Raw genomic sequence first — 18912 nt, forward strand, 5'->3', positions numbered from 1 at the left:
TGATCTGTCTGGGCCCAGGCGACGCTGGCCGGTGAATTGGCGGGACGGGCGGCCAGGACCATCTCGGCCCGGGAACTCGAGCAGCTCGGCGATGTCGTCCCCGAGTACGGCAGGGCCATGACCGCGGGCGATACCGACCGTGACTCTCGGCCGCGAGTTCCATCGCCGGATCAACCTCGCCGCCGATTCGCACCGTCTGGTGACGGCTGTTGGGTTCGATCGTCAAACAGTTACCCGACCGGTTCTTCGGCGATATCGAGGGTCACACCGAACAGACGCGCCATTTCCATCCGGCGATCCCCGAGGCGCTGTGCAAGCGCCGCGCCAAGACGGCGACCACGCTGATGCGCGATCACATCATGTCCGGCACCAACGATCTGGTGGCCGTGCTCGACGAGCACCGGCTCTGGGCCGAGGACGCCAAGTCCAGCGCCTAGAACGTTCACCTGTCGATGACGACGTGTCGAAGTTCTGGTCGATCTGGTTGTCGGTGAGGAACTCCCGCAGAATTTGTGTGCCCCGGGTGTCCGACGGACAATACCGTCGACATCCACTGATCCAGGCCCGTTCGCGCGGCGCCTGCTGCCGGGAGGGCAGTCGGAATGTTCGTCGAACCGCTGTCGGGGCATCGCTATTTTCGGACCGACGACCCCGAGGTGGCCCGAGCGGGGATGGCCGGCATCCTGCGTGAGCACCGGCTCGACCCGGGCGCCTCCACCATGGAGGCCAGCTGCAATATCGTCCGGTACGGCGATATCGGCCTGGTCTACAAGCATTACGGGGTTCAGGTTCGGATCCGGACCGACCCCATCGAAACCTTCCGCCTGATTCAAATACCGCTGGCCGGGTGGGTCCGGGTGCTCGACGGCACCGCCGATATTGCCTGCGACCCGGCGGTGGCCTCGGTTCCGGACCCGGATGCGCCCCTGGACATGAACTGGCACGAGAGCAGCAGGCAACTCCTGGTCCGAATCGACCGTGCCGCGTTGGACGACCATTTGCGGCGGATGCTGGGCCGGCCGCCGGATCGTCCGTTGCGGATGGCCATCGCCATGCAGTTGCGATCACCGGCCGCCCGGACCTGGTTCGAATCGCTGCGCATGCTGCAGACCGACGCCGAAGGTCCGGGCCTGTTTCTGGATCCGCGGCTGCGGCCGCAGGTCGAGCAGCTGATGATGTCGCAATTCCTGCTGGCCCAGCCGAACAGCTGTTCGGAGCTCCTGCTCGACGACGCCCCCGGAAGGTCGACGCCACGACCCATCCGCCGGGCCGAGCAACTCATCGCCGACCATGCGCACGAAATGCTCACCGTCACCGATATCGCAGAGGCAGTGGGACTTTCGGTGCGGAGTCTCCAGGAGGGCTTCCGGCGATACCTCGACACCACACCGACGGCGCGATTGCGTGAAGCCCGGCTGGTGGGCGTGCACTCCGCGCTGGTCGCCGCGGACCCCACTATGACCACGGTCGCCGCGGTGGCCGCGGACTGGGGGTTCTGGCATCTGGGCCGTTTTTCGGCCCTGTACCGGCGGCGATGGGGTGTGCCGCCGTCGGTGACGCTGCGCGCCTGACGCACCGCGCAGCCCGGACAGAACTCGCGCGAGGTGGATAGTCGCGGACGGTCCGGACCACCCATCATGAGTGCGGCGGATTTCCGCCCACCGACACTCGATCCCACCGGCTTCGAAGGGTCAATCATGTTGTCACTCAGACTGTTTAGCCGTCTCAGCGTCGCGGCGGCAGCCACCATCGCGGTCGCCGGGTACGGCGCAGCCCTCGCGCCGGCGCCGGCATCGGCGGCCTACGACTGCCCGGGCGGACTGTTCTGCGGCTACGACCACCGCGACGGCTCCGGCATGTTCGTGCAGGTCGACAACAACTGCCTGCTGCACGACATCGGCAACGGCGGAATGGGAGATCGTTTGAGCTCGTACTGGAACCGCACCGGAAAGACGGTCGGCGTCTACAACTGGACCGGTCAGAAGTGGCAACTGCTCGTCTCGGTCCCCGACAACAGCAAGGGCAATGTGCCCGCCGACGGTGACAACAAGGCCGATGCCCTGTGGGTCTGCGGCTGAGGCTTGCAGTACTCGGTAGACCCTCCCGGCGCACCACCGGGAGGGTCTTCTGTCTGTCGCGCTGAAAGGCCGCCGACGTTACCTGTTCAACGTGGCAGCGATGTGCAGGACGGCTTGGTAGCGGACGGCGAGCTTGTCGAACCGTGTTGCGGACAGCGAGCTCGGTAGGCCGCCGAGTCCCGGCTCGTCGGAACCCGGGCCGGGCGGATCTTCCGGTCGGCCGGAGTCCGAGGGGGGCGGGAGACCCGGTGTCGATCCGAAGAAGGAGGCCGATCGCCAAGCGCGCATCGCCAAAGGCGAGGCGCTTCTCAACGACACGCGGATCGGTGATACCGAGGATTCCCTGGGCCAGGCGATCTGGGGTGACCGGCCCGCGACCGATCGCGCTCGGCAGCGAGCGGCGGACCTGGTCGGTGGTGGCACGACCTTCAAGAAGAAGGCTTTGGCGGAGGGAATCCAGGACCGAGCCATCCAATGGGCGTTCGAGCAGGGCGGGCGCAATAATCCGGGGCGATTCTCCAATGCCTACGAGTACTACAAACTGAAATTCGACGAATATCGCGGATCGCTGGACCCGTCGCTGTACCGGAACCAAAATCTCGATGCCCTCGCGGCGCGGATGTTCGAAAATCGCATTGCCGACGAGATGTTGGCGATCGATGTCCAGACGGTCCTGCGCAGCGGACGCGGCGCGGTGAATCTCGGTGCAAATCTGTCCGACGAGGCAATGGTATCGGCGCTGCGCAATGCCGAGGGGTTGGGCTTCGATGACCCGGTCTCTAGTGCGTATCACACCCTCAAACACCGCGATGAGTACCCCGATATCGAGAAGGTCGGGCCGACCGAGATCGAGTCGTATCAGAACAGCGCGGCCCGAACCGTCCGCGAGGGCCGTTTGGTTCAGGTCGGGGTCGACGACGCGACCGGAGCGACGAAACTGGTTTTTCACCGAGTGATCGATGACGGCGCGGGCGGTACGAAGATCACCGAGGCGATCGTATGGGTCGATACCGAGGGGCGTGCCTCCATCGCCTCGTACGGCGCTCCGAAGGCGGTTCGGCTGGGACCGGACAAACAGTTGCCGCCGGAATGGGAATTCGGCGGCGCCCGATCGGACGCACCGCAGATCCTGCCCGAAGACGCCGATCCCGCCCCGACCGGAATACCGCGCCCGCTCCTCACAGTGCCGCCGCTGCTCTCGCTGCGACCCGGCGAATCCACGCCGAACTCCGGCGACGGAACAACCGCACCGTGGGCGGGTGACCTACTACAGCACCTGCGGGAAACGATCGAGATGGCTCAGCGCACGGTCCCGCGGACCTTCGCGGCGATGCCCGTCGCTCGCGCCGAGACGTCGCAGGATCGGCCGCTGACGTTCAATATCCGCGTGCCGAGGCCGACAACGGACATGCGAGCGGAATCGGCTAGGGTGCTGACCTATTCAGCCCACCTCGGTTGATTCGTAAGGGGATCGATATGGCGCGCAATTCCGACGATGGCGGAGATGAGAAAATGGCTTCGACTGTGAGAGACAAGTTGATGCGTGACACGATCGCGGCATTCGAGGAATCCGCGTCGATCGCGGACTCCGGCGCGGATGATGTGATACGTGGGCGCGATTCCGCATTCAGGCGGGCGATGGCGTATCTGTTCGAGGTCTGCCTCGACTCCGAGCGGGCGAAGGCAGGTTCCGGGTGGGCCGAATTCCGGGAGCGGGTAATAGGTCTCGTGCGGCGCAACGGGTGGGCGTTCCACAATTACATCGACGCCACCACAGAAGCGTCACTGCATTCCTCGGTGGACGGCTGGGACTCGTGGACATCGGCGTGTCGGCGCCGGTCCTCGGTGCAGTTCGTCATGGACGAATTCGACGGCGCCGCGTTGCTGTACGCCGGTGATTACGACGTCGAGTTGTTGCGGGAGGCCGACGAGGAACTCCGCGAACGCGCGCACCGGGTCTCGCCGCTGCCAGACGACCTGCTCCCGCCCGGTATTCCGGAAACCCACTGGTGGTGGTTGTCGCCGGGGAACCCGTGAGGCCGGTCGGGAAGGCCCGGGACGGCGAGTCCGTCGGTGCCGCGCCCGGACCGCTCGTGCCGGGCCCGCCCGGCATGGGTATGGCCTCAGTGTGAGTGATGAGCACGGCAGCGTGCCCAGTTCAGGAACGGAGCGGGCCGTGGCGCGAAGGTACCGGTCACACGGAACAGCACCGACGCGATCGCGTACCGGCCTGCCGTGAGACCGATAGTAGTGCCAGCGGTCGTTCCCAGCATCAATCCGAGGAGTAGTCCGACATCGAGCCCTTGCTCGAACTGGGGCAGCATGGCTAGGTCGGTTGTCTTGGAGGCGTAGATGGCAGCAGCGGGGAATGCTTGCTTGAAGGCGCCGGGCGACGACGACGTGGTCGGGATGGGAGTGGGTCACAAGCACCGCGGCGACCGGCTTGCCCGTCTTGTTGATCTCAGCGATCGCATTGCGCGCGTCGGTCTCTGTGCGCAGGGTGTCCACGACGATCAGCCCTTCGGATGCCTGGATCCAATAGGTGTTGACCGAGCCGGGGTTGAGCGAGGCGAAGTAGCCCGGCTCCCCTGCTGTCGCAGTCCGCAGGTCGCAGGTGTCCTCGCTCGCACAGCCCGCCGCCCACATGATGGCGCATGCGGCAGCGGCGCCCGCAACGAGACAACGCCGCAATGCCTGGTTCATCTGGAGTCTTTGCACCTCACAGAAGATTCAGCGGAAGTCGTTTGCGTGAGCCACTGCCCATTGATGAAAAGTACGAGGTGGATGGCCTGTCACCTCGTCCACCGTGGGGTAGATCAGGGACTCGTCGAGTGTCCGGTCGCTGTAGAAGCTGAGGAAGGCGTGGACATATTCCTCCGGCATCCTTTCGCTCATGTCGGCACGGGCCTGCTCATCGGTGAGCGGATGGAAGCGCAGATCGCGACCGAGTACCTGCGCGAGAAGGGCCAGCCGCTCAGCCGGCAACAGCCGTTGCGGGCCGCTCAGCATGTGGATGCGTTCCTCGTGTCCGGAGTCGAGCAGTGCCCGCACCGCGACGGCCGCGATGTCATAGGGGTCGACGGATGCGATGGGCACATCACCGAAACCATCTTCGACGACGTCACTGGACCGTAGCTGGGTCAGCCAGCGCAGTGCGTTGGACATGAAAGCGTTGGGACGCAGAAAAGTCCAGGCCAGACCGGACTCACGGACTGCGCTTTCGGACCGGATCATGAACTCCGAGAAAGCGTTTCGGGTGTCGGTGGCGACTGTGGCCAGACTAGACAGCAACACAACTCGTTTCACTCCTGCCTGCCGCATCGCGGTGAGCAGGCCCGGCATGTCGCGGTAGCCGGGCAGCAGGAACACCGCACCGACACCGTCGAGGGCGGTGGCGAGCGAGGCCGGCTCGTTCAGATCGCCGACGGCCTGCTCGACCGGCAGGTCGGTCTGCTCGCGTACCAACGCGCGGACCGGCTGCTGCTCCCGGACGAGTGCCTGGACTACTTCGCCGCCGACGTTGCCGGTGGCGCCTGTCACGAGGATCATCGAAGGGTCCTTCCGAAGTGTGCGGCGGCGGTGTCTGCGGCCAGCGTGACCTGGGGCTCCTGGTCGTAGAAGTCGAACTGGCTGCCCTGGGTCCACAGGATGTCCTTGCGGCCGGCGAGTCCGGCGTGGAAACGGCGGGCACCGTCGGGGATTGCGGCGTCCTCGCTGTGCACGAGCAGGGTGGGCTGGCATCCAGATTCTCCGGCTAACGCTCTTCGACGGAACTGCGCCGTACCTCGCACTCTGCCGCCGCGCTGGCGGTAGCTGGTGGATCTGCGTCGATAGGCCGAGACTGTTATTGCCTGCCCGCGCCATACGGCACGCGACCACACGGGTCGCGCTCGCCTCGGAACCGCCAGATCGGGCGAGGTGCGTGGGTCTCCGCCTATCGACATGAAGGAGGCTGGAAATGAATCACTCAGACTTGGACCCGACCTTCTATCGGAGCGCAGCGGAGGCGGCGGCCGCGCCACCGGAGCGGCTCGCATACGTTGTTGCGTTCGACCGCGCGGCACAGAAGCCAGATGCGCTGTCAGTAATCGATGTGGATCCGGGCTCGGCCACCTACGGCCGGGTGGTGGGCTGGACCGAGGTACCCCACCTGGGCAACGAGCTGCACCATTTCGGCTGGAACGCCTGCAGCAGCGCGCTGAAGCACGAGGGCCACCAGATTGAGGGGCTGACTCGGCGGTACCTGATCGTGCCGGGTCTGCGCTCGTCGCGCCTGTACGTGTTCGACACCCAGCCCGACCCACGCCAGCCCACCCTGTCCAAGATCGTGGACAGCTCCGAGCTCGCGGCCAAGGCCGGCTACTCCCGTCCACACACGCTGCACTGCGGGCCGGACGGTGTGTTCATGACCTGCCTCGGCGGGGCAGACGGATCGGACGGGCCGGGCGGGATCGCGCTGCTCGATCACGGCACGTTCGATGTGCTGCGGCAGTGGGAGACCAACCGTGGGCCGCAATACCTCGCGTACGACGCCTGGTGGCATCTCAACCAGAACACGCTGATCAGCAGCGAGTGGGGCACCCCAGCCATGATCGAGGACGGGCTGAACCCGGAGCTGCTGCTGGCCAACAAGTACGGCCACGCGATCCACTTCTGGGACCTCAGCGCCGGTCGGCACCAGCAGCGGATCGATCTCGGCGAGCAATACCAGATGGCACTCGAGCTGCGCCCGTCGCACGATCCGGACGCCGCTTGGGGGTTCGTCGGCGTGGTGATCTCGACCGAGGATCTGTCGGCCTCCGTGTGGCGTTGGCATCGCGATGGCGGCGTGTGGGCGGTCGACAAGGTGATCACCATCCCGGCCGAGCCGGCCGATCCCGACCTGCTGCCGCCGGCACTGAAACCGTTCGGCGCGGTGCCGCCGCTGGTCACCGACATCGACCTGTCGGTCGATGACGCATACCTCTACGTCTCGTGCTGGGGTACCGGGGAGCTGAAACAGTTCGACGTGCACGATCCGGCTGACCCGAAAGAGACCGGGTCGGTCCGGCTCGGCGGGATCGTGGGCCGCACCGCCCACCCGGCCGCGCCGAACCAGCCGCTTGCCGGCGGCCCCCAGATGGTCGAGATCAGCCGTAACGGTCGGCGGGTCTACGTCACCAACTCGCTCTATGGCGCGTGGGACGACCAGTTCTACCCGGATGGGGTTGGCGCCTGGATGGCCGTGATGCGCATCGATCCCGACCGCGGAATGACCATCGACGAGTCGTTCTTCCCGCACGACGAGGACTTTCGAGGTCTGCGGGTGCACCAGGTGCGCCTCCAGGGCGGCGACGCCTCCTCCGACTCCTACTGCTACCGGTAGTCGGGTCGAGCGGGGACCACTGGATCTCTACCGCGTATGCCCGGTCGGCGAAGTGTCCGCACACGTCCAACCTCGGACACGCTGTTGGCGCTAGGAGATCGTCCCCAGAGGTGCTCGCCGAAAGCCCCAGGCGGCTTGGGGTTTGAACTTAGCAGCCTCGTCGGCGTAGCGGGACGATCGTCGTGTCGGTTGGCATGCTCGGCCGGGCTGCTTCCGGGGTGGTCAGCAATCGCGCCGAGCACTTCGCTGAGGCGAAGTCCGACACCGACACCGAGCGCGAGGGCGATGCGTGTCTCCTCGGGCATCAGATGAAAGCAGGTCCAGAACTCCGTCATCGTCGGACAGTAGGCGGCGAGCTCAGGGCGATCCCGGTTCGGTTTGGCGTAGGTCTCGATAGAACAGGGCATCACCACGGTGGCTTCGGCTCGTTCGCTGCAGCCGTGATCCGGGTGAGCATGCGATGGATATCGACTCGGTAGTCGAACGAATAGCCCGTGCGATGGAGTCCGGTCATCAGTTTCAGGACGTGTGGCTCGCGCATTTCGTGGACCGCTAGTCTGTCGAGATACAGGAGGATGAGCCTGATCTTGCTCTGGTAGCGACCGTAGGTTCCCCGATCGATCGCCTGGAGATCGAGCCATTCCCAGCACCATTCGGTCATCATGACCCGAGATCATCTTTCGTGATGTGCTGTCCGGCTACCATTCTGATCTGGGGGATCTATGACCTACGACGACTGCGGCTGGCACTCGGACACAACCGCGGAGTTGGGCCTGGACCGCGAGGCAGGAGCAACCCATATCGGGATGTTCTACGCATGGGCCGTCGCTCACGACCTGCATTCGCCGACCGTGCTCGTCTGGGGCGAACCGGAACCGGTGCCACGACCTGAGCTGGCCGCGTTGCGCGATCGCACGAAAACACCCGGCCGCTACCTGCTCGACCACTGCTGCAGCGAACTGAACGAGGGAGACCTCAACGCCACCGGACAGGCCTTCGCCAAGGCCGTCTACCGGCAATACCTCCGCGCCTATGAATCCATCCCCGCGATCGCGCGGTATGAGACCACCTATCACGTCCCCGATACCTGGGAGATCTACGACGCCGTCGCGGTCTTGCTCGACGAGGCGTGGACGGAGTGGCAGATACACGCTGGCTGACCTGCCGAAAGACGCGCGAAGGCACGGACTTCACTACGGAAGTCCGTGCCTTCGTGCGTTATTCGCGTAGGTGGCAGCGCTCACGAGGAGCGCGGGCTCACCAGGAGCTCTTGTGCACGCCGGGGAGCTCGCCACGGTGGGCCATCTCGCGCAGGCACACGCGGCACATCGTGGAAGACTCGGCTGACACTCGGTCAGAGCGCCCGCTTCAGCCCGACGTGACTGTTGTCGTACCCGAGCCGCGCATAAAAGGCGTGAGCTCGCTCGCGGACCCGGTCTGTGGTGACCTGCGCGAGTGTCGCACCTCGGTGCCTGCCGTGGTCGTGTGCCCACTCGAGCATCGCGGTTCCGATGCCGCGAGAGCGTTCCGAGGCAGCGACCCGGACTCCCTCGATCTGGAGGCGGGTGGCGCCGCCGCGGGAAAGCCCCGGAATGATGGTGAGCTGCATGGTGCCGACGATCCGGTCGCCCTCGTCCCGGACCACGGCCAGATAGTGCGACGGGTCCCTGGTGACGGCGTCGTATGCCTCCTCGTAGCGGGCAATTTCGAAACCTTCGCGGGTACGGCCGATCTCGTCGTCGGAGAGCAGCGCGACCAGCGCTGGCACGTCGGCACGCCCCGCCCGCTGCACACGATAGATCCGGTCGCCGAGTCGGAGCCGACCACCGACCGAAGCCCGTGCCCGTGACTGCAGTCGGGCGATCAGCGTGTCCAGCCAGGCGCCGACGTGCCGCCGGGCTTCGGGAGTGTCCGGATACCGGCAGCGCAGGTGCAGACCCGCCTCGTCGAGGATGAACCAGAGCATCACGCCGTCGGTCCGAATCGTCGCGCCGACGTACTGCGCCTCCAATCCGGTCGCGTCGATTCGGACCGGCAGCCGACGCAGGTCCAGCCACGAAATCGCGAACATCCCCGGCGCCTCGGGCATCCCGCCCCACGGACGCAGGATGTCCTCCAGTGGCCAGGACCCCATCCGGACGGCCTCCTTCACCGCCTCCGCGCTGGCACGGGGATCGGGGTCGGCCGACTCGAGCACCGAGTTGGTGATGAACCACCCCACCGAGTCGTGCCAGGTGGTGTCGTACCGACTGTGCACCGGAAACACGGCCCGCAGTGCGGTGCCGGCCAACTCGTGGGTCACCTCGGTCATCGCCCCCACCACCAGCGCCAAGGTCGAGACGCCGTCGTCGCGGGCCTGCGCCGAGAACGCGGCGCTGTCGTCGACGTCGAGGACATCGCGCACCTCCACGCGCTCCTCCTGCAACGTCGCCTCACCCAGCGGCAGCGGGAACCGTGGCATCACATCGCCGCTGCCCGCCAGCACCTCTGCCCAGCGGCGGTGCACCTCGTCGGGTGCCGGCGGGCGGTCCCGCAGCGCGCGGGTGTGCTCCGCGAAGGCGGGTGCCGGCGGCAACGACGGTGCACGACCCTTCTGCACCGCGGCCAGCGCGGTGAGCAGGTCGCGCGCGATCACCAACATCGACCACATGTCGACGTGCGCGTGGTCGGCGGCGACCACCACGGTCGGCCCTACCGCGGTCTCGAGCACGCAGAGCCGGTACGACGGACGACCGTACGGTGAACAAGCACGGTCGAGCACGGCGCGGAGCGCATCGTTGACCGCCTGCCCCGGAGCGATCACATGCTCGACCCAGCCGCCGGGGCGGATATCGACCTCGTGCAGCCGAGGCTCGCCGTCCTCGCCCGGCACGAAGACCGACCGAAGCGTGCCGTGCCGCTCGATCACCGCCAGCCAGCAGGTCGCGAGCTCGTCCGGCGGTACCGGCGCGGAGAGCCTGAAGGACAACGCCATCCAGGATCCCGCTCGGTCGCCGGCGCCGACGTGGCGCCGCTGGTCGAAGGACACGGGAAGTGACCGGCCCACCCGACCCGCAATGACGTCGAAGCCCAGCAGGCGGCCGAACGGCAGGCGCAAGTGCGCGACGTTGGTCAGCCGCATGACGGTATCCTAGGCTTCTTCCCGAGCGATCGCCGTCTCACCAGCACCCTGGAGCCGCCGTGCCGACCTTCCGTGTTCCCGGCGCCGACCTCGCCGTGGAACTGAGCGACGAGGGCGGCCACCCCGTCGTCCAACTCCACGGCCTCACCTCCAGCCGCCACCGCGACCGTCTGATGGACCTCGATCTCGGCCGCGGACTCAGCGGAACCCGACTGCTGCGGTACGACGCCCGCGGCCACGGCCACTCGACGGGCCGTACCGTCCCCGAGGACTATCGGTGGCCGGTTCTGGCCGATGACCTGCTGAAACTGCTCGACCACTGGTTCCCCGGTGAACAGGTGCACGGTGTCGGTCCTTCGATGGGCACCGGGACACTGCTGCATGCCGCTGTCCGCGATCCTGCCCGATTCGCCGGCCTCACCCTGCTGGTGCCCGCGACCGCCTGGCGCACCCGCGCCGCGAAGGCCGACATCTACCGGAAGAATGCTCGCTTGATCGAGGAACAGGGACTCGACGCCTTCCTCGGTGCCGATCTCACCGCGCCTCGCCCGCCGGCCACCGTCGGAACGCCGGAAACCGTGCCGGATGTCGCCGAGCACCTACTGCCCTCACTGTTCCGCGGGGCAGCGATGAGCGACCTGCCCGCCCCCGAGGCGATCGCCGCGATCGAGGTGCCGACCACGGTGTTGGCCTGGATCGACGACCCCGCCCATCCGGTGTCGACCGCCGAGGCGCTGGTGGACCTGCTACCGACCGCCACACTGGAGGTGGCGCACACACCGGCCGATCTCGCACGCTGGCCGAGCATCCTGTGCGAGGACGTAGCCCGACACGGGTAGGCACGACGCCCTAGCGATTCGTTCTGGGGCCAACCGCCCGATACGATCGCCCGTGCCCCACAGCTCGCCGTCGGCCGGTCCGACGGGGGCCCGAGCACCCAAATGTACGCTCTGGCTACACGGAACTGATCGAATCGGTCCCAGGACGGGTGCATAACAGCCGAGCGCCAGCCGGATCTCGTGTGGCGCAGCGCCAGGCCGCACGCCCCGCGCCCGCCTGGCTTTGCTCGCGATCTCCGACGGCGGTTGTTCATCAATAGTGACGGCAGTCGGCGGGGTTGCGGCGGGCGTGTTGTTCGCGAACTCTGACGGCGGTCAGGCGGGCGGAAGTGCCGGTGCGGTCGAGGTGATCGTGTTGCGGCTCTGGGCCAGGACGACGGTGTCGCCGGTCATGGGTGTGGGGTTCACGGGGCCTTTCCATCCGCACCAGCCGCCGCAGGCGGCGATGCTTTGGCTTTCGACGCGGCCGTCGTCGAATTGGGCGGTGATGAGCCAGGCGCGAGCAGGGTAGTCGCAGATGGGGCAGGTGCCGAAGTAGTTGAGAACGTCCTGGACTTCGGAAGCGGTGACAGTGTGTTTGCGACTGGCCATGAGCTGGTTCCTCCCTGAGCAGGGAGCATAAGCCGTTGGGGCCGTTGCTCTTTCCGGAATGCCGGGTGCTTCCGATCACAGGTCAGCGCGACGGCGGGATCTCGGTGCCGAGTAGCAAGGCGAATCGGAGCAGGTCGGCGCGAAGGTCGTCGGCGGTGTAGTGGCCGTCGGTGAGGTAGCGGTTGAAGCTTAGGCGGGCGTGTTGATCGGTGCTGATCCAGTCGTGGAGGAGCAACAGCAGTTCGCCGAGCTCGATGGCGTCGGCGGGATCGGCGTCGGTCATCTCAGCTGGCGCCGGTGGCGGCTTTGGTGCGGGCGAGCCGGTAGGAAACGGTGCCGGTCTCGATGATGTTGCCGCCGAAGGTAATCCTGTCGACAATGGCCGCGCAGAGCCGGGGATCGGTGAAAGTCTTTGTCCAGGAACCGAAGCTGTCGTTGGAGGCGATCGCGACGGAGTTCTTCTCCTCGCGTTCGGTGAGAACCTGGAACAGCAGTTCGGCGCCGCGTTTGTCCAGCTCCATGTAGCCGAGTTCATCGATGCATAAAGGTCGACCCGGCCGTAACGGGCGATGGTCTTGGTCAGCACCTTGTCGTCGGCGGCCTCGACCACCTCGTTGACCAGCTTGGCGACGAGGGTGTATTCGACTCGGAACCCGGCCATGGCGGCCTCGGTGCCCAGCGCGATCAGCAGGTGGGACTTGTCGGCGCCGGAATCGCCGATCAGACACAGCGGCATGCCTTTTCGGATCCATTCGCATTTGGCGAGAGTGTGGAACCTTTGTCGAACTCGACGAACGCCGCCCTCGCTTCGGCAATCGACCGTCTGCTCGGCTTCTGCGCATCCTCCCGCTGGCCGGAACTGGTTCCCGCCAACCTCTTTCGACATCCATCTCCCCTCCCCACGCCAGCTCACAGATCGCGCAACAGTACGGTACTTGCAGTTATCCCTGGCCTCGAACCAGGCTCAGCAGGCAGCGATCCGAACACAGCGCGTCGACGAATTCGTTGCCGCGGAGAAGGCACTCTTCTGCCGAGGGGAATGCCCCGGGGGGCCAGCACCTACGCTGCCATCATGCCCAAGCTCAGATTGACCAACACGCACGAGAGCAAGAAGCTGGTGATCTGGCTCGAACCCCTCGGCGAGGACTTTTGGATGTGTCCGGGAGAGGCATTCACGGTCGAGTTCGACGGCAGCGACCACGCGGAGCATGTGATCGGCGACGCACACTTCGACGTCTCGTGGTACGAAGACGGTTTCATCGTATGGACCGGCTCCCGGTGGTGCCCCAGCTTGCGCGACAAGGCAGGTGTCGAGCTCGAATGTGGGCATCAGCGTCCCCCCGCAGCCGACCGCGCTTGGCAGCTACCGAAGCTCATGCGCGACGGCGGGTAGGAGATGGCAGCGGGTAGCGAAGAGTTGCCACAACTCTCTGACCAAGACAGCCGCAAAAATCCGGACAATGCCCCGCTGAGCGGCGGCCTGCACCCGAGACGGACTACGGCTCGCAACGTTGTGGCTAATAACGTTCGGTAGCCGATTACCGCGCAATCGCGTGACACGCTCGGACATTTGCTGACTGATGGTGCGCCGACACGTTTGGCGGTTCCGCTCTGACTGAGCTGAGCGGCTTTGTCGCGCTGCGCCCTTGGGCATCACCACCCACTGGCTCCGCCACACCACACAGACCTGGGTCGAACGCAACTTCGGCCACGCCGTCGCCCACGCCTACGCAGGACACACCGACGCCAACGGCGAGAGCAGCACCACCCTCTATACCCGAGCCCGGCATCGAGAAAGTGGCCCAAGCCCTCTCAGCCAATGGGCGCAGCAGTTTCCGAGTCAACGCCTCTGGGTTTGTAATACAACAATGTTTGGAAGCCTGGCGCCCACAGCGGCTCCGGGCGGCTGTCGGACGGCGATGCCGGGGCCGGCGGATCCATGCCGGCGGACTGTCGAGGTCGATCAGCGTGACAGGGCGACCGACTGCATCATCGCCAGCAGGAGGGCGCCGCAGGCCTCGAGCTGTTGATCGGCGGCGTGGGGGTCGTCGCTTATTGTTTCGATGGTCGTCTTCAGGCCGTCGAAGGCGCCGACGAGGACGGTGGCGAGCAGTTCCGGGTCGACTCCGTCTGATACCTCACCGATGTGCTGGGCGTCGCGAATGAGGTCGGCGACGCGGTCGATCCATCGGCGGGTCAGTTCCGTGGCGAGGGTTCGGGTCGCGGGCACCTCGGCGAGGTTCTGGGCAAGGCGCGAGATGACCCAGGCGTCGGGGTCGTCACGGTGGAGATCCAGCATGGCGGGCAACAGCGCTTCCATCCGCTGCAGCCCGGGGGGTGCCGTGGCCAGTCGTGCTTGTACCCGATCGAGCCATTGCGCGTGCTTCTCGGTGAGCACGGCAACGGCGAGGGCTTCCTTGCTCTCGAAATGAAAGTAGACCGAGCCCTTGGTCATTCCGCTCGCTTCGATCACGTCGGCCATGCGTGCCCGGTCGTAACCGACCTGCGCGAACACAGCGGCGGCGGCATCGAGGATCCGCTCTCGGGATGCCGCTCCGTGTTCGGTTGGGCCGGACGGGCGGCCGACGCGTCGCCGGGCCGGCGTGTTGCGGTGGGGGCTTGCCATGGCCTCAGCATAGCGGTATTAATTAGACCAGCATGCAGGTTTAATTAAGGAGGTAGTGGTGGCCGGATACTTCGACCGACAGCGAGTACTGGTGACCGGGGCGTCATCGGGTATCGGGCGCGCGTTCGCCGCACGCGTCGCCGCAGACGGTGGTGACCTCGTTCTGGTCGCCCGCAGGGAGGCCGTGCTGCGAACACAGGCCGACGAACTGCACACGCAATTCGGTTCGAGCGTGGAGGTCATCCCCGCGGACCTCAGCGCCCCGAACGCCGCGGTGGGCGTCGCCGAACTGCTCGCCCAGCGTGCGATCACCGTCGATGCGCTCGTCAACAATGCGGGACTCGGAATCCATGGCGACCTCGCCGATGCCGACCTCGGGGCGGTCTCGAGTCAGATCGCGGTGAACATCACCGCTTTGACCGAGCTCACCGCAATCCTGTTGCCCGGCATGATCGCTCGCGGACGCGGAGCCGTCGTCAACGTGGCCAGCACCGCCGCGTTTCAGCCGGTGCCGCACATGGCGGTGTACGCGGCGACCAAGGCGTATGTGCTGTCCTTCACCCGCGCGCTCTGGTCCGAGACCCGCGGTACCGGGGTCCAGGTACTTGCCGTGAGCCCGGGTGCCACCGACACCGCATTCTTCGAGATCGCCGGGGAGGACGCCTCGGTCGGCAGCCGGCGTGCTCCCGAACAGGTCGTCGAAGCGGCCTTGTGCGCAATCGGGTCCAACCGCCCCGACATCGTCGACGGCGCAGCGAACGCATTGCTGGCGCGCATCGCCGGCCGGATTCCCGCCAAGTGGGCAATCGCGCTCGCCGAGCGTTCCGTCCGGCCGGAATCGCCTGCACCCCAAACCAATTGATCGATCCGGAGAGAGTGCGACATGTTCATCCAGCAGTTCGCCACCGCGGCCGCGGCCGCAGTGAACAAGCACAGCGTCGAGGAGGTCGTCGGCCTGTGGCGAGAGCCCGCCGCCTACGACTCACCCCTGACAGGCCCGCAGCAAGGTCTTGCGGCGCTGGCTGCCCGAGAATCCGCGCTGTTCGACGGTTTCAGCGACCTCACCGCCACTATCCAACCCCTCGGGCAAGTGGATTCCACTGGCGCCGCGCTGGTTCGCTTCGACGGTACCCACGACGGGCACTACGCGGGAATAGCGTCGAGCGGGAACACGATCGCCATCGAGATGGTCGCCGTCGTCACCTTCGACGACGAGGGCTACGTCATCGGTGAACGCGTCTTCCTCGACACCGCGGCAGTCCTGCGTCAACTCACCGGATACGACGGCACCAGCACGACATAACCTCGCCAACTTCCTCCCGGCCGCACTGCCCGACGGAGCAGGGCTCGCCTCGATACGACGTGGACGACGACCCCATCTTCCATGCGATCGCAAGCGAGGATCGTCACGAGCGAGAGCCGTGGCCCGAGCATGCACTCGCGGATGTCGGACACACCGCCGCTGATCTCGTCCGGCAAAAGGCCGCGGCCTCCGAGATCGCTGTGCAACCGAGTGCCGCCGAGCAGGCCGGGACCTCAACTGAGTACCGGGGCGGCGATCTCGTCGGCATCCACCTCGGCGACTCCTGGCTGGAACGCTTGGGCTGATGAGATCAACTCGCCCGTCGAACGCGGTGAGCGGAGCGTGGGTAGCGCTCCAGTTGACCAGAGTGGTGCCAACTCTGCTCCGGCACAGCCAGTCCGCGACTTTTGAGTACGACAGGCCCAGGGGAATCGAACAGTTGCCGGCCCGTATCTCGACCCGCGCACAGCGAGAATATCGACTTCTTCGGCACCATCGAAGTCGACCTTCACACCGAACTCGTCCGCTGGGGCGACTACCAGTCGCCGAAGCGTCAGATGGGCAGGGCCCCATAGCGTCTGCTGTGCGGCTTGCCAGCGGGCACGGCCAGCACGCCGGTGCCTTGGACACGTGTATGCGGTCCAAGTGCTTCGGGGCTCACCGACAGCCGCCAGGCCACCTCGAGGGACCTGAATTCCCAGCCGCCTGACTCCCCTTCGTCCCGCTGAGTGTCGAGAGGTTCGTCGACGTCGTCGGCATCGTCGAACTCGTCGTCGATGTCCTCATAGCTCCTCTCATCCTTGGGAGGGGGTGCGAAGTTTTCCAGCACCCACGCCTTGAATTTCTCTTCTGTCGACTCGCTGGGCGGGGTCTCCAGTCGCACAGGTGGGACTCCCGTGCCGGGGTCATGCTCGTTCACCCAGGCCCGAAGTTCCTCGACGGTCGGTTGCCGTCCGGATTCGGCCGCAGGGCCGATCTGCACTCCGCCGTCGATATCGAAGTCGTAGTAGCAGTACCGCACGACCTCACCCTTGTCGGCGACGCACCATCCGCTCTGATCCGAACATCCACCGCTCTCGGTTTCGAGGTACCAGTGCGCTTTCCCGAAGCGGCGGCTCAACTCCGCGCAGCGGCGGTGCGCGGAGGCGAACGCAACTTCACCGTCAGCCACATTCCCGTCCGCGGTCAGCACGCTGCCGTCGGCGAATACCAACGTCCACCCGTCCAAGGCCGGTGTGACGAACACCTGCCCGTACGCGCCGGTGATGCCGTAGCCGATGTACTCGGGCAACGGCCGCCACGGGCCGTCCAGCTGCCAGGGTGCGAATCCCATACGCATGGTCACGGGCACCGGGTCTCGAAGATCGAACGCGGCCAGCACTGCTGCCTGGTCGGTCGTCGGCAATGCGTACCACTCGCCCTGCGGGATCACCGGCTGCGGCACTTCGGTGAGCTGCTTGACCCGAATCAGGCGTTGAACCAACGCTTGGTCGGCCGTGCCCAACTCGGCCCAGTCGAGCTCCGCCAGGGCGCTGATCGCGGCGCGCCGGCCCAACATTCGTGTGTCTCGTACGGCGCGCAGTACCGGGGCGACGCCGGGGCCGAGTTCGGCCAGGAACCACACTGCATTCTGCCGCACCCGCTCCAGCGGGCTGCCCAGCAGTGCCACCAGCACGGCTGCCCGTTGATGGAGGCCAGCAGCCACCGCGGGCGCGGGTAGCACGGAGTCGCCACTGTGACCGTCAATGGCGAAGCGGGGCGGGTGAGTTCCGGCCGGTAGCCCGAGCAGACCGGCAAACCGATCGAACACGACCTCGTTCGGCGCTTCGATGAGGTCATCGATGAAGACGTTGAAGGAGATCTTGCTGTCACAGAGGTCTTCGCTGAGCATGTCGGCGCAGTCCGGCCAGGCGTACGAGTACTCCTCGTATCGCAGCACTTCCACCAACACGTTGTAGATGTAGCCACCCCAGTCGGCCAACCTTTCCAAGCCTTTTCGGCGAACCTCCGGATCCACGTCGGTCACCTGCGCAAACAGCTTGGCTATAAGAGCGTCACCCACGACCGACAACGCTACTGCCCCCAGATGTTCGACGGGTAGGCTCGAAACCTGAACCAGGGCGACCTCACAGCCCAGTACCGGCAGACCGAGCAACCGACCGACGTATCGCCGAGGTCCGCTTGTTGTCTTGGGCACTGCGGCCGTCACCGAAACTTGTTCGCCCATTCCGCGTAGGCACGAGGACGACATGGGCACGGCGGCAGATCATCACCGGGAATCCCTCCCAGCAGCAGCTGATAACGCTCCAGATCGACACACAGATCTCCCACTGAATACGTGCCGGTCCCCACGAACGGCCGCGAACTCCTCGGTCACCGCCAGCCCCGCCGCGCCGAAGAAGTCTCGGATGAACTCCAACAGTTCAACCAACCCCAAGGCGTCATTGACGTCGATACGTATCCCGTTGTCGGCCATGGCTGAATCACCCCCGGTTTGGTGCCCACCATGCCTCAACACACCCCGGCCCGCACTTCTCCGCCATCACCGTCCGGACCCGCACAGGCGCCGTCCAAATCCGCGGACACTACCCCTGCCCGATTTCTCGGTGCCGTCCAAATTCGTGGACAGACGCCGTCCAGATCAGTGGACGTAGCCACGGAGCACCGCCTTGCGGAGTGAGGTATGAACTAGCGAGACCACCGACTGGCACTGAGCGCACAGCTCGTGGGTACCCCGCGGGCGACCGCGACGTCCAAGCCGACAGCACCGCGTTTGAACCGACAAGGCGGACCTCTACCGGGCCCTCCACCTCGCCATACGCTATCGGCCTCGACAACGGGTTGCCGTTGTCGAGGCCGATGCTGTGTTTAGCACTGGTGTCCGGAGGGGGTATCGACCAGTACGCCAACCTGCTGCAACACCGAAAACTGCTGGTCATCGGGAAATAGCGGTGGCACGACGGTTCCGGTCGGTTGTGCCGTAGGTCCA

21 protein-coding genes and 3 pseudogenes are annotated in these 18912 nt (G+C 66.0%); 12 read left to right on the forward strand and 12 right to left on the reverse strand.

The window, feature by feature from the left end; all coding sequences use genetic code 11:
* Positions 1 to 209: 209 nt before the first annotated feature.
* The 5 genes from AC3ERS_RS35355 to AC3ERS_RS35375 all read left to right on the forward strand — a co-directional run bounded on the left by AC3ERS_RS35355 (position 210) and on the right by AC3ERS_RS35375 (position 4115).
* On the forward strand, positions 210 to 437 hold the full coding sequence (locus tag AC3ERS_RS35355; protein WP_431972508.1) for a hypothetical protein: 228 nt from the start codon (positions 210 to 212) through the stop codon (positions 435 to 437).
* 165 nt (positions 438 to 602) lie between these two features.
* Positions 603 to 1571, forward strand: a complete 969-nt coding sequence (locus AC3ERS_RS35360) for an AraC family transcriptional regulator (RefSeq protein ID WP_431972509.1) — start codon at positions 603 to 605, stop codon at positions 1569 to 1571.
* Positions 1572 to 1637: 66 nt separating this feature from the next.
* Complete coding sequence (locus AC3ERS_RS35365; RefSeq protein WP_431972510.1) at positions 1638 to 2078, forward strand: peptidase inhibitor family I36 protein; 441 nt, start codon at positions 1638 to 1640, stop codon at positions 2076 to 2078.
* Positions 2079 to 2211: 133 nt separating this feature from the next.
* The gene (locus tag AC3ERS_RS35370) at positions 2212 to 3537 is read left to right on the forward strand and encodes a hypothetical protein (RefSeq protein WP_431972511.1); all 1326 of its coding nucleotides are present in this window, start codon (positions 2212 to 2214) and stop codon (positions 3535 to 3537) included.
* A gap of 80 nt (positions 3538 to 3617) precedes the next feature.
* Positions 3618 to 4115, forward strand: a complete 498-nt coding sequence (locus AC3ERS_RS35375; RefSeq protein WP_431972529.1) for a hypothetical protein — start codon at positions 3618 to 3620, stop codon at positions 4113 to 4115.
* A 354-nt stretch (positions 4116 to 4469) separates the two neighbouring features.
* Here AC3ERS_RS35375 and AC3ERS_RS35380 read toward each other — a convergent pair.
* The 3 genes and pseudogenes from AC3ERS_RS35380 to AC3ERS_RS35390 form a co-directional block, all read right to left on the reverse strand.
* A pseudogene (locus AC3ERS_RS35380) lies at positions 4470 to 4781 on the reverse strand (MBL fold metallo-hydrolase); the annotation flags it as partial.
* A 27-nt stretch (positions 4782 to 4808) separates the two neighbouring features.
* Positions 4809 to 5627 (reverse strand): NAD(P)H-binding protein, encoded by an 819-nt coding sequence (locus AC3ERS_RS35385; RefSeq protein WP_431972512.1) that lies wholly within the window; start codon positions 5625 to 5627, stop codon positions 4809 to 4811.
* Positions 5624 to 5800 (reverse strand): hypothetical protein, encoded by a 177-nt coding sequence (locus tag AC3ERS_RS35390; protein WP_431972513.1) that lies wholly within the window; start codon positions 5798 to 5800, stop codon positions 5624 to 5626. The genes AC3ERS_RS35385 and AC3ERS_RS35390 overlap by 4 nt, the downstream gene beginning before the upstream one ends.
* A gap of 236 nt (positions 5801 to 6036) precedes the next feature.
* Between AC3ERS_RS35390 and AC3ERS_RS35395 the strand changes: the two genes are divergently transcribed.
* Positions 6037 to 7443: a selenium-binding protein SBP56-related protein gene (locus AC3ERS_RS35395; RefSeq protein WP_431972514.1), complete on the forward strand. Its 1407-nt coding sequence runs from the start codon at positions 6037 to 6039 to the stop codon at positions 7441 to 7443.
* A 406-nt stretch (positions 7444 to 7849) separates the two neighbouring features.
* On the opposite strand, the gene AC3ERS_RS35400 is transcribed toward AC3ERS_RS35395, so the two are convergent.
* Entirely contained in the window at positions 7850 to 8107 is a 258-nt protein-coding gene (locus AC3ERS_RS35400) for a hypothetical protein (protein WP_431972515.1), read from the reverse strand.
* A gap of 58 nt (positions 8108 to 8165) precedes the next feature.
* Here AC3ERS_RS35400 and AC3ERS_RS35405 point away from each other — a divergent pair, with 58 nt between their 5' ends.
* Entirely contained in the window at positions 8166 to 8603 is a 438-nt protein-coding gene (locus AC3ERS_RS35405; protein WP_431972516.1) for a DUF7832 domain-containing protein, read from the forward strand.
* Between the two features lie 97 nt (positions 8604 to 8700).
* Here AC3ERS_RS35405 and rpsN read toward each other — a convergent pair.
* Both rpsN and AC3ERS_RS35415 read right to left on the reverse strand, forming a co-directional pair.
* Positions 8701 to 8772, reverse strand: a pseudogene (gene rpsN, locus AC3ERS_RS35410) (type Z 30S ribosomal protein S14); the annotation flags it as partial.
* Positions 8773 to 8797: 25 nt separating this feature from the next.
* Complete coding sequence (locus AC3ERS_RS35415; RefSeq protein WP_431972517.1) at positions 8798 to 10564, reverse strand: GNAT family N-acetyltransferase; 1767 nt, start codon at positions 10562 to 10564, stop codon at positions 8798 to 8800.
* Positions 10565 to 10623: 59 nt separating this feature from the next.
* On the opposite strand from AC3ERS_RS35415, the gene AC3ERS_RS35420 reads away from it, so the two are divergent.
* Complete coding sequence (locus AC3ERS_RS35420; RefSeq protein ID WP_431972518.1) at positions 10624 to 11403, forward strand: alpha/beta fold hydrolase; 780 nt, start codon at positions 10624 to 10626, stop codon at positions 11401 to 11403.
* A gap of 315 nt (positions 11404 to 11718) precedes the next feature.
* Here the strand turns inward: AC3ERS_RS35420 and AC3ERS_RS35425 are convergent, their stop codons facing one another.
* From AC3ERS_RS35425 to AC3ERS_RS35435, 3 genes and pseudogenes are all read right to left on the reverse strand, one after another.
* Complete coding sequence (locus tag AC3ERS_RS35425) at positions 11719 to 11994, reverse strand: hypothetical protein (protein WP_431972519.1); 276 nt, start codon at positions 11992 to 11994, stop codon at positions 11719 to 11721.
* Positions 11995 to 12076: 82 nt separating this feature from the next.
* Positions 12077 to 12277, reverse strand: a complete 201-nt coding sequence (locus tag AC3ERS_RS35430) for a hypothetical protein (protein ID WP_431972520.1) — start codon at positions 12275 to 12277, stop codon at positions 12077 to 12079.
* A gap of 1 nt (position 12278) precedes the next feature.
* Positions 12279 to 12766: pseudogene (locus AC3ERS_RS35435) on the reverse strand (ATP-binding protein); the annotation flags it as partial.
* Between the two features lie 300 nt (positions 12767 to 13066).
* Here AC3ERS_RS35435 and AC3ERS_RS35440 point away from each other — a divergent pair.
* Positions 13067 to 13387, forward strand: a complete 321-nt coding sequence (locus tag AC3ERS_RS35440; RefSeq protein WP_431972521.1) for a hypothetical protein — start codon at positions 13067 to 13069, stop codon at positions 13385 to 13387.
* A 570-nt stretch (positions 13388 to 13957) separates the two neighbouring features.
* Here the strand turns inward: AC3ERS_RS35440 and AC3ERS_RS35445 are convergent.
* The gene (locus tag AC3ERS_RS35445) at positions 13958 to 14620 is read right to left on the reverse strand and encodes a TetR family transcriptional regulator (RefSeq protein WP_431972522.1); all 663 of its coding nucleotides are present in this window, start codon (positions 14618 to 14620) and stop codon (positions 13958 to 13960) included.
* 91 nt (positions 14621 to 14711) lie between these two features.
* On the opposite strand from AC3ERS_RS35445, the gene AC3ERS_RS35450 reads away from it, so the two are divergent.
* From AC3ERS_RS35450 to AC3ERS_RS35460, 3 genes are read left to right on the forward strand one after another with little or no spacing between them, the layout of a single operon-like run.
* Complete coding sequence (locus tag AC3ERS_RS35450; RefSeq protein WP_431972528.1) at positions 14712 to 15482, forward strand: SDR family NAD(P)-dependent oxidoreductase; 771 nt, start codon at positions 14712 to 14714, stop codon at positions 15480 to 15482.
* Positions 15483 to 15503: 21 nt separating this feature from the next.
* The gene (locus AC3ERS_RS35455) at positions 15504 to 15923 is read left to right on the forward strand and encodes an ester cyclase (RefSeq protein ID WP_431972523.1); all 420 of its coding nucleotides are present in this window, start codon (positions 15504 to 15506) and stop codon (positions 15921 to 15923) included.
* Between the two features lie 59 nt (positions 15924 to 15982).
* Positions 15983 to 16228, forward strand: coding sequence for a hypothetical protein (locus AC3ERS_RS35460; protein WP_431972524.1), 246 nt, complete (start codon positions 15983 to 15985; stop codon positions 16226 to 16228).
* A gap of 248 nt (positions 16229 to 16476) precedes the next feature.
* Here the strand turns inward: AC3ERS_RS35460 and AC3ERS_RS35465 are convergent, their stop codons facing one another.
* Complete coding sequence (locus tag AC3ERS_RS35465) at positions 16477 to 18078, reverse strand: HEAT repeat domain-containing protein (protein WP_431972525.1); 1602 nt, start codon at positions 18076 to 18078, stop codon at positions 16477 to 16479.
* Between the two features lie 114 nt (positions 18079 to 18192).
* On the reverse strand, positions 18193 to 18399 hold the full coding sequence (locus tag AC3ERS_RS35470; protein ID WP_488186880.1) for a hypothetical protein: 207 nt from the start codon (positions 18397 to 18399) through the stop codon (positions 18193 to 18195).
* Positions 18400 to 18912 lie beyond the last annotated feature (513 nt).

This window comes from Nocardia sp. bgisy134 (assembly GCF_057708325.1).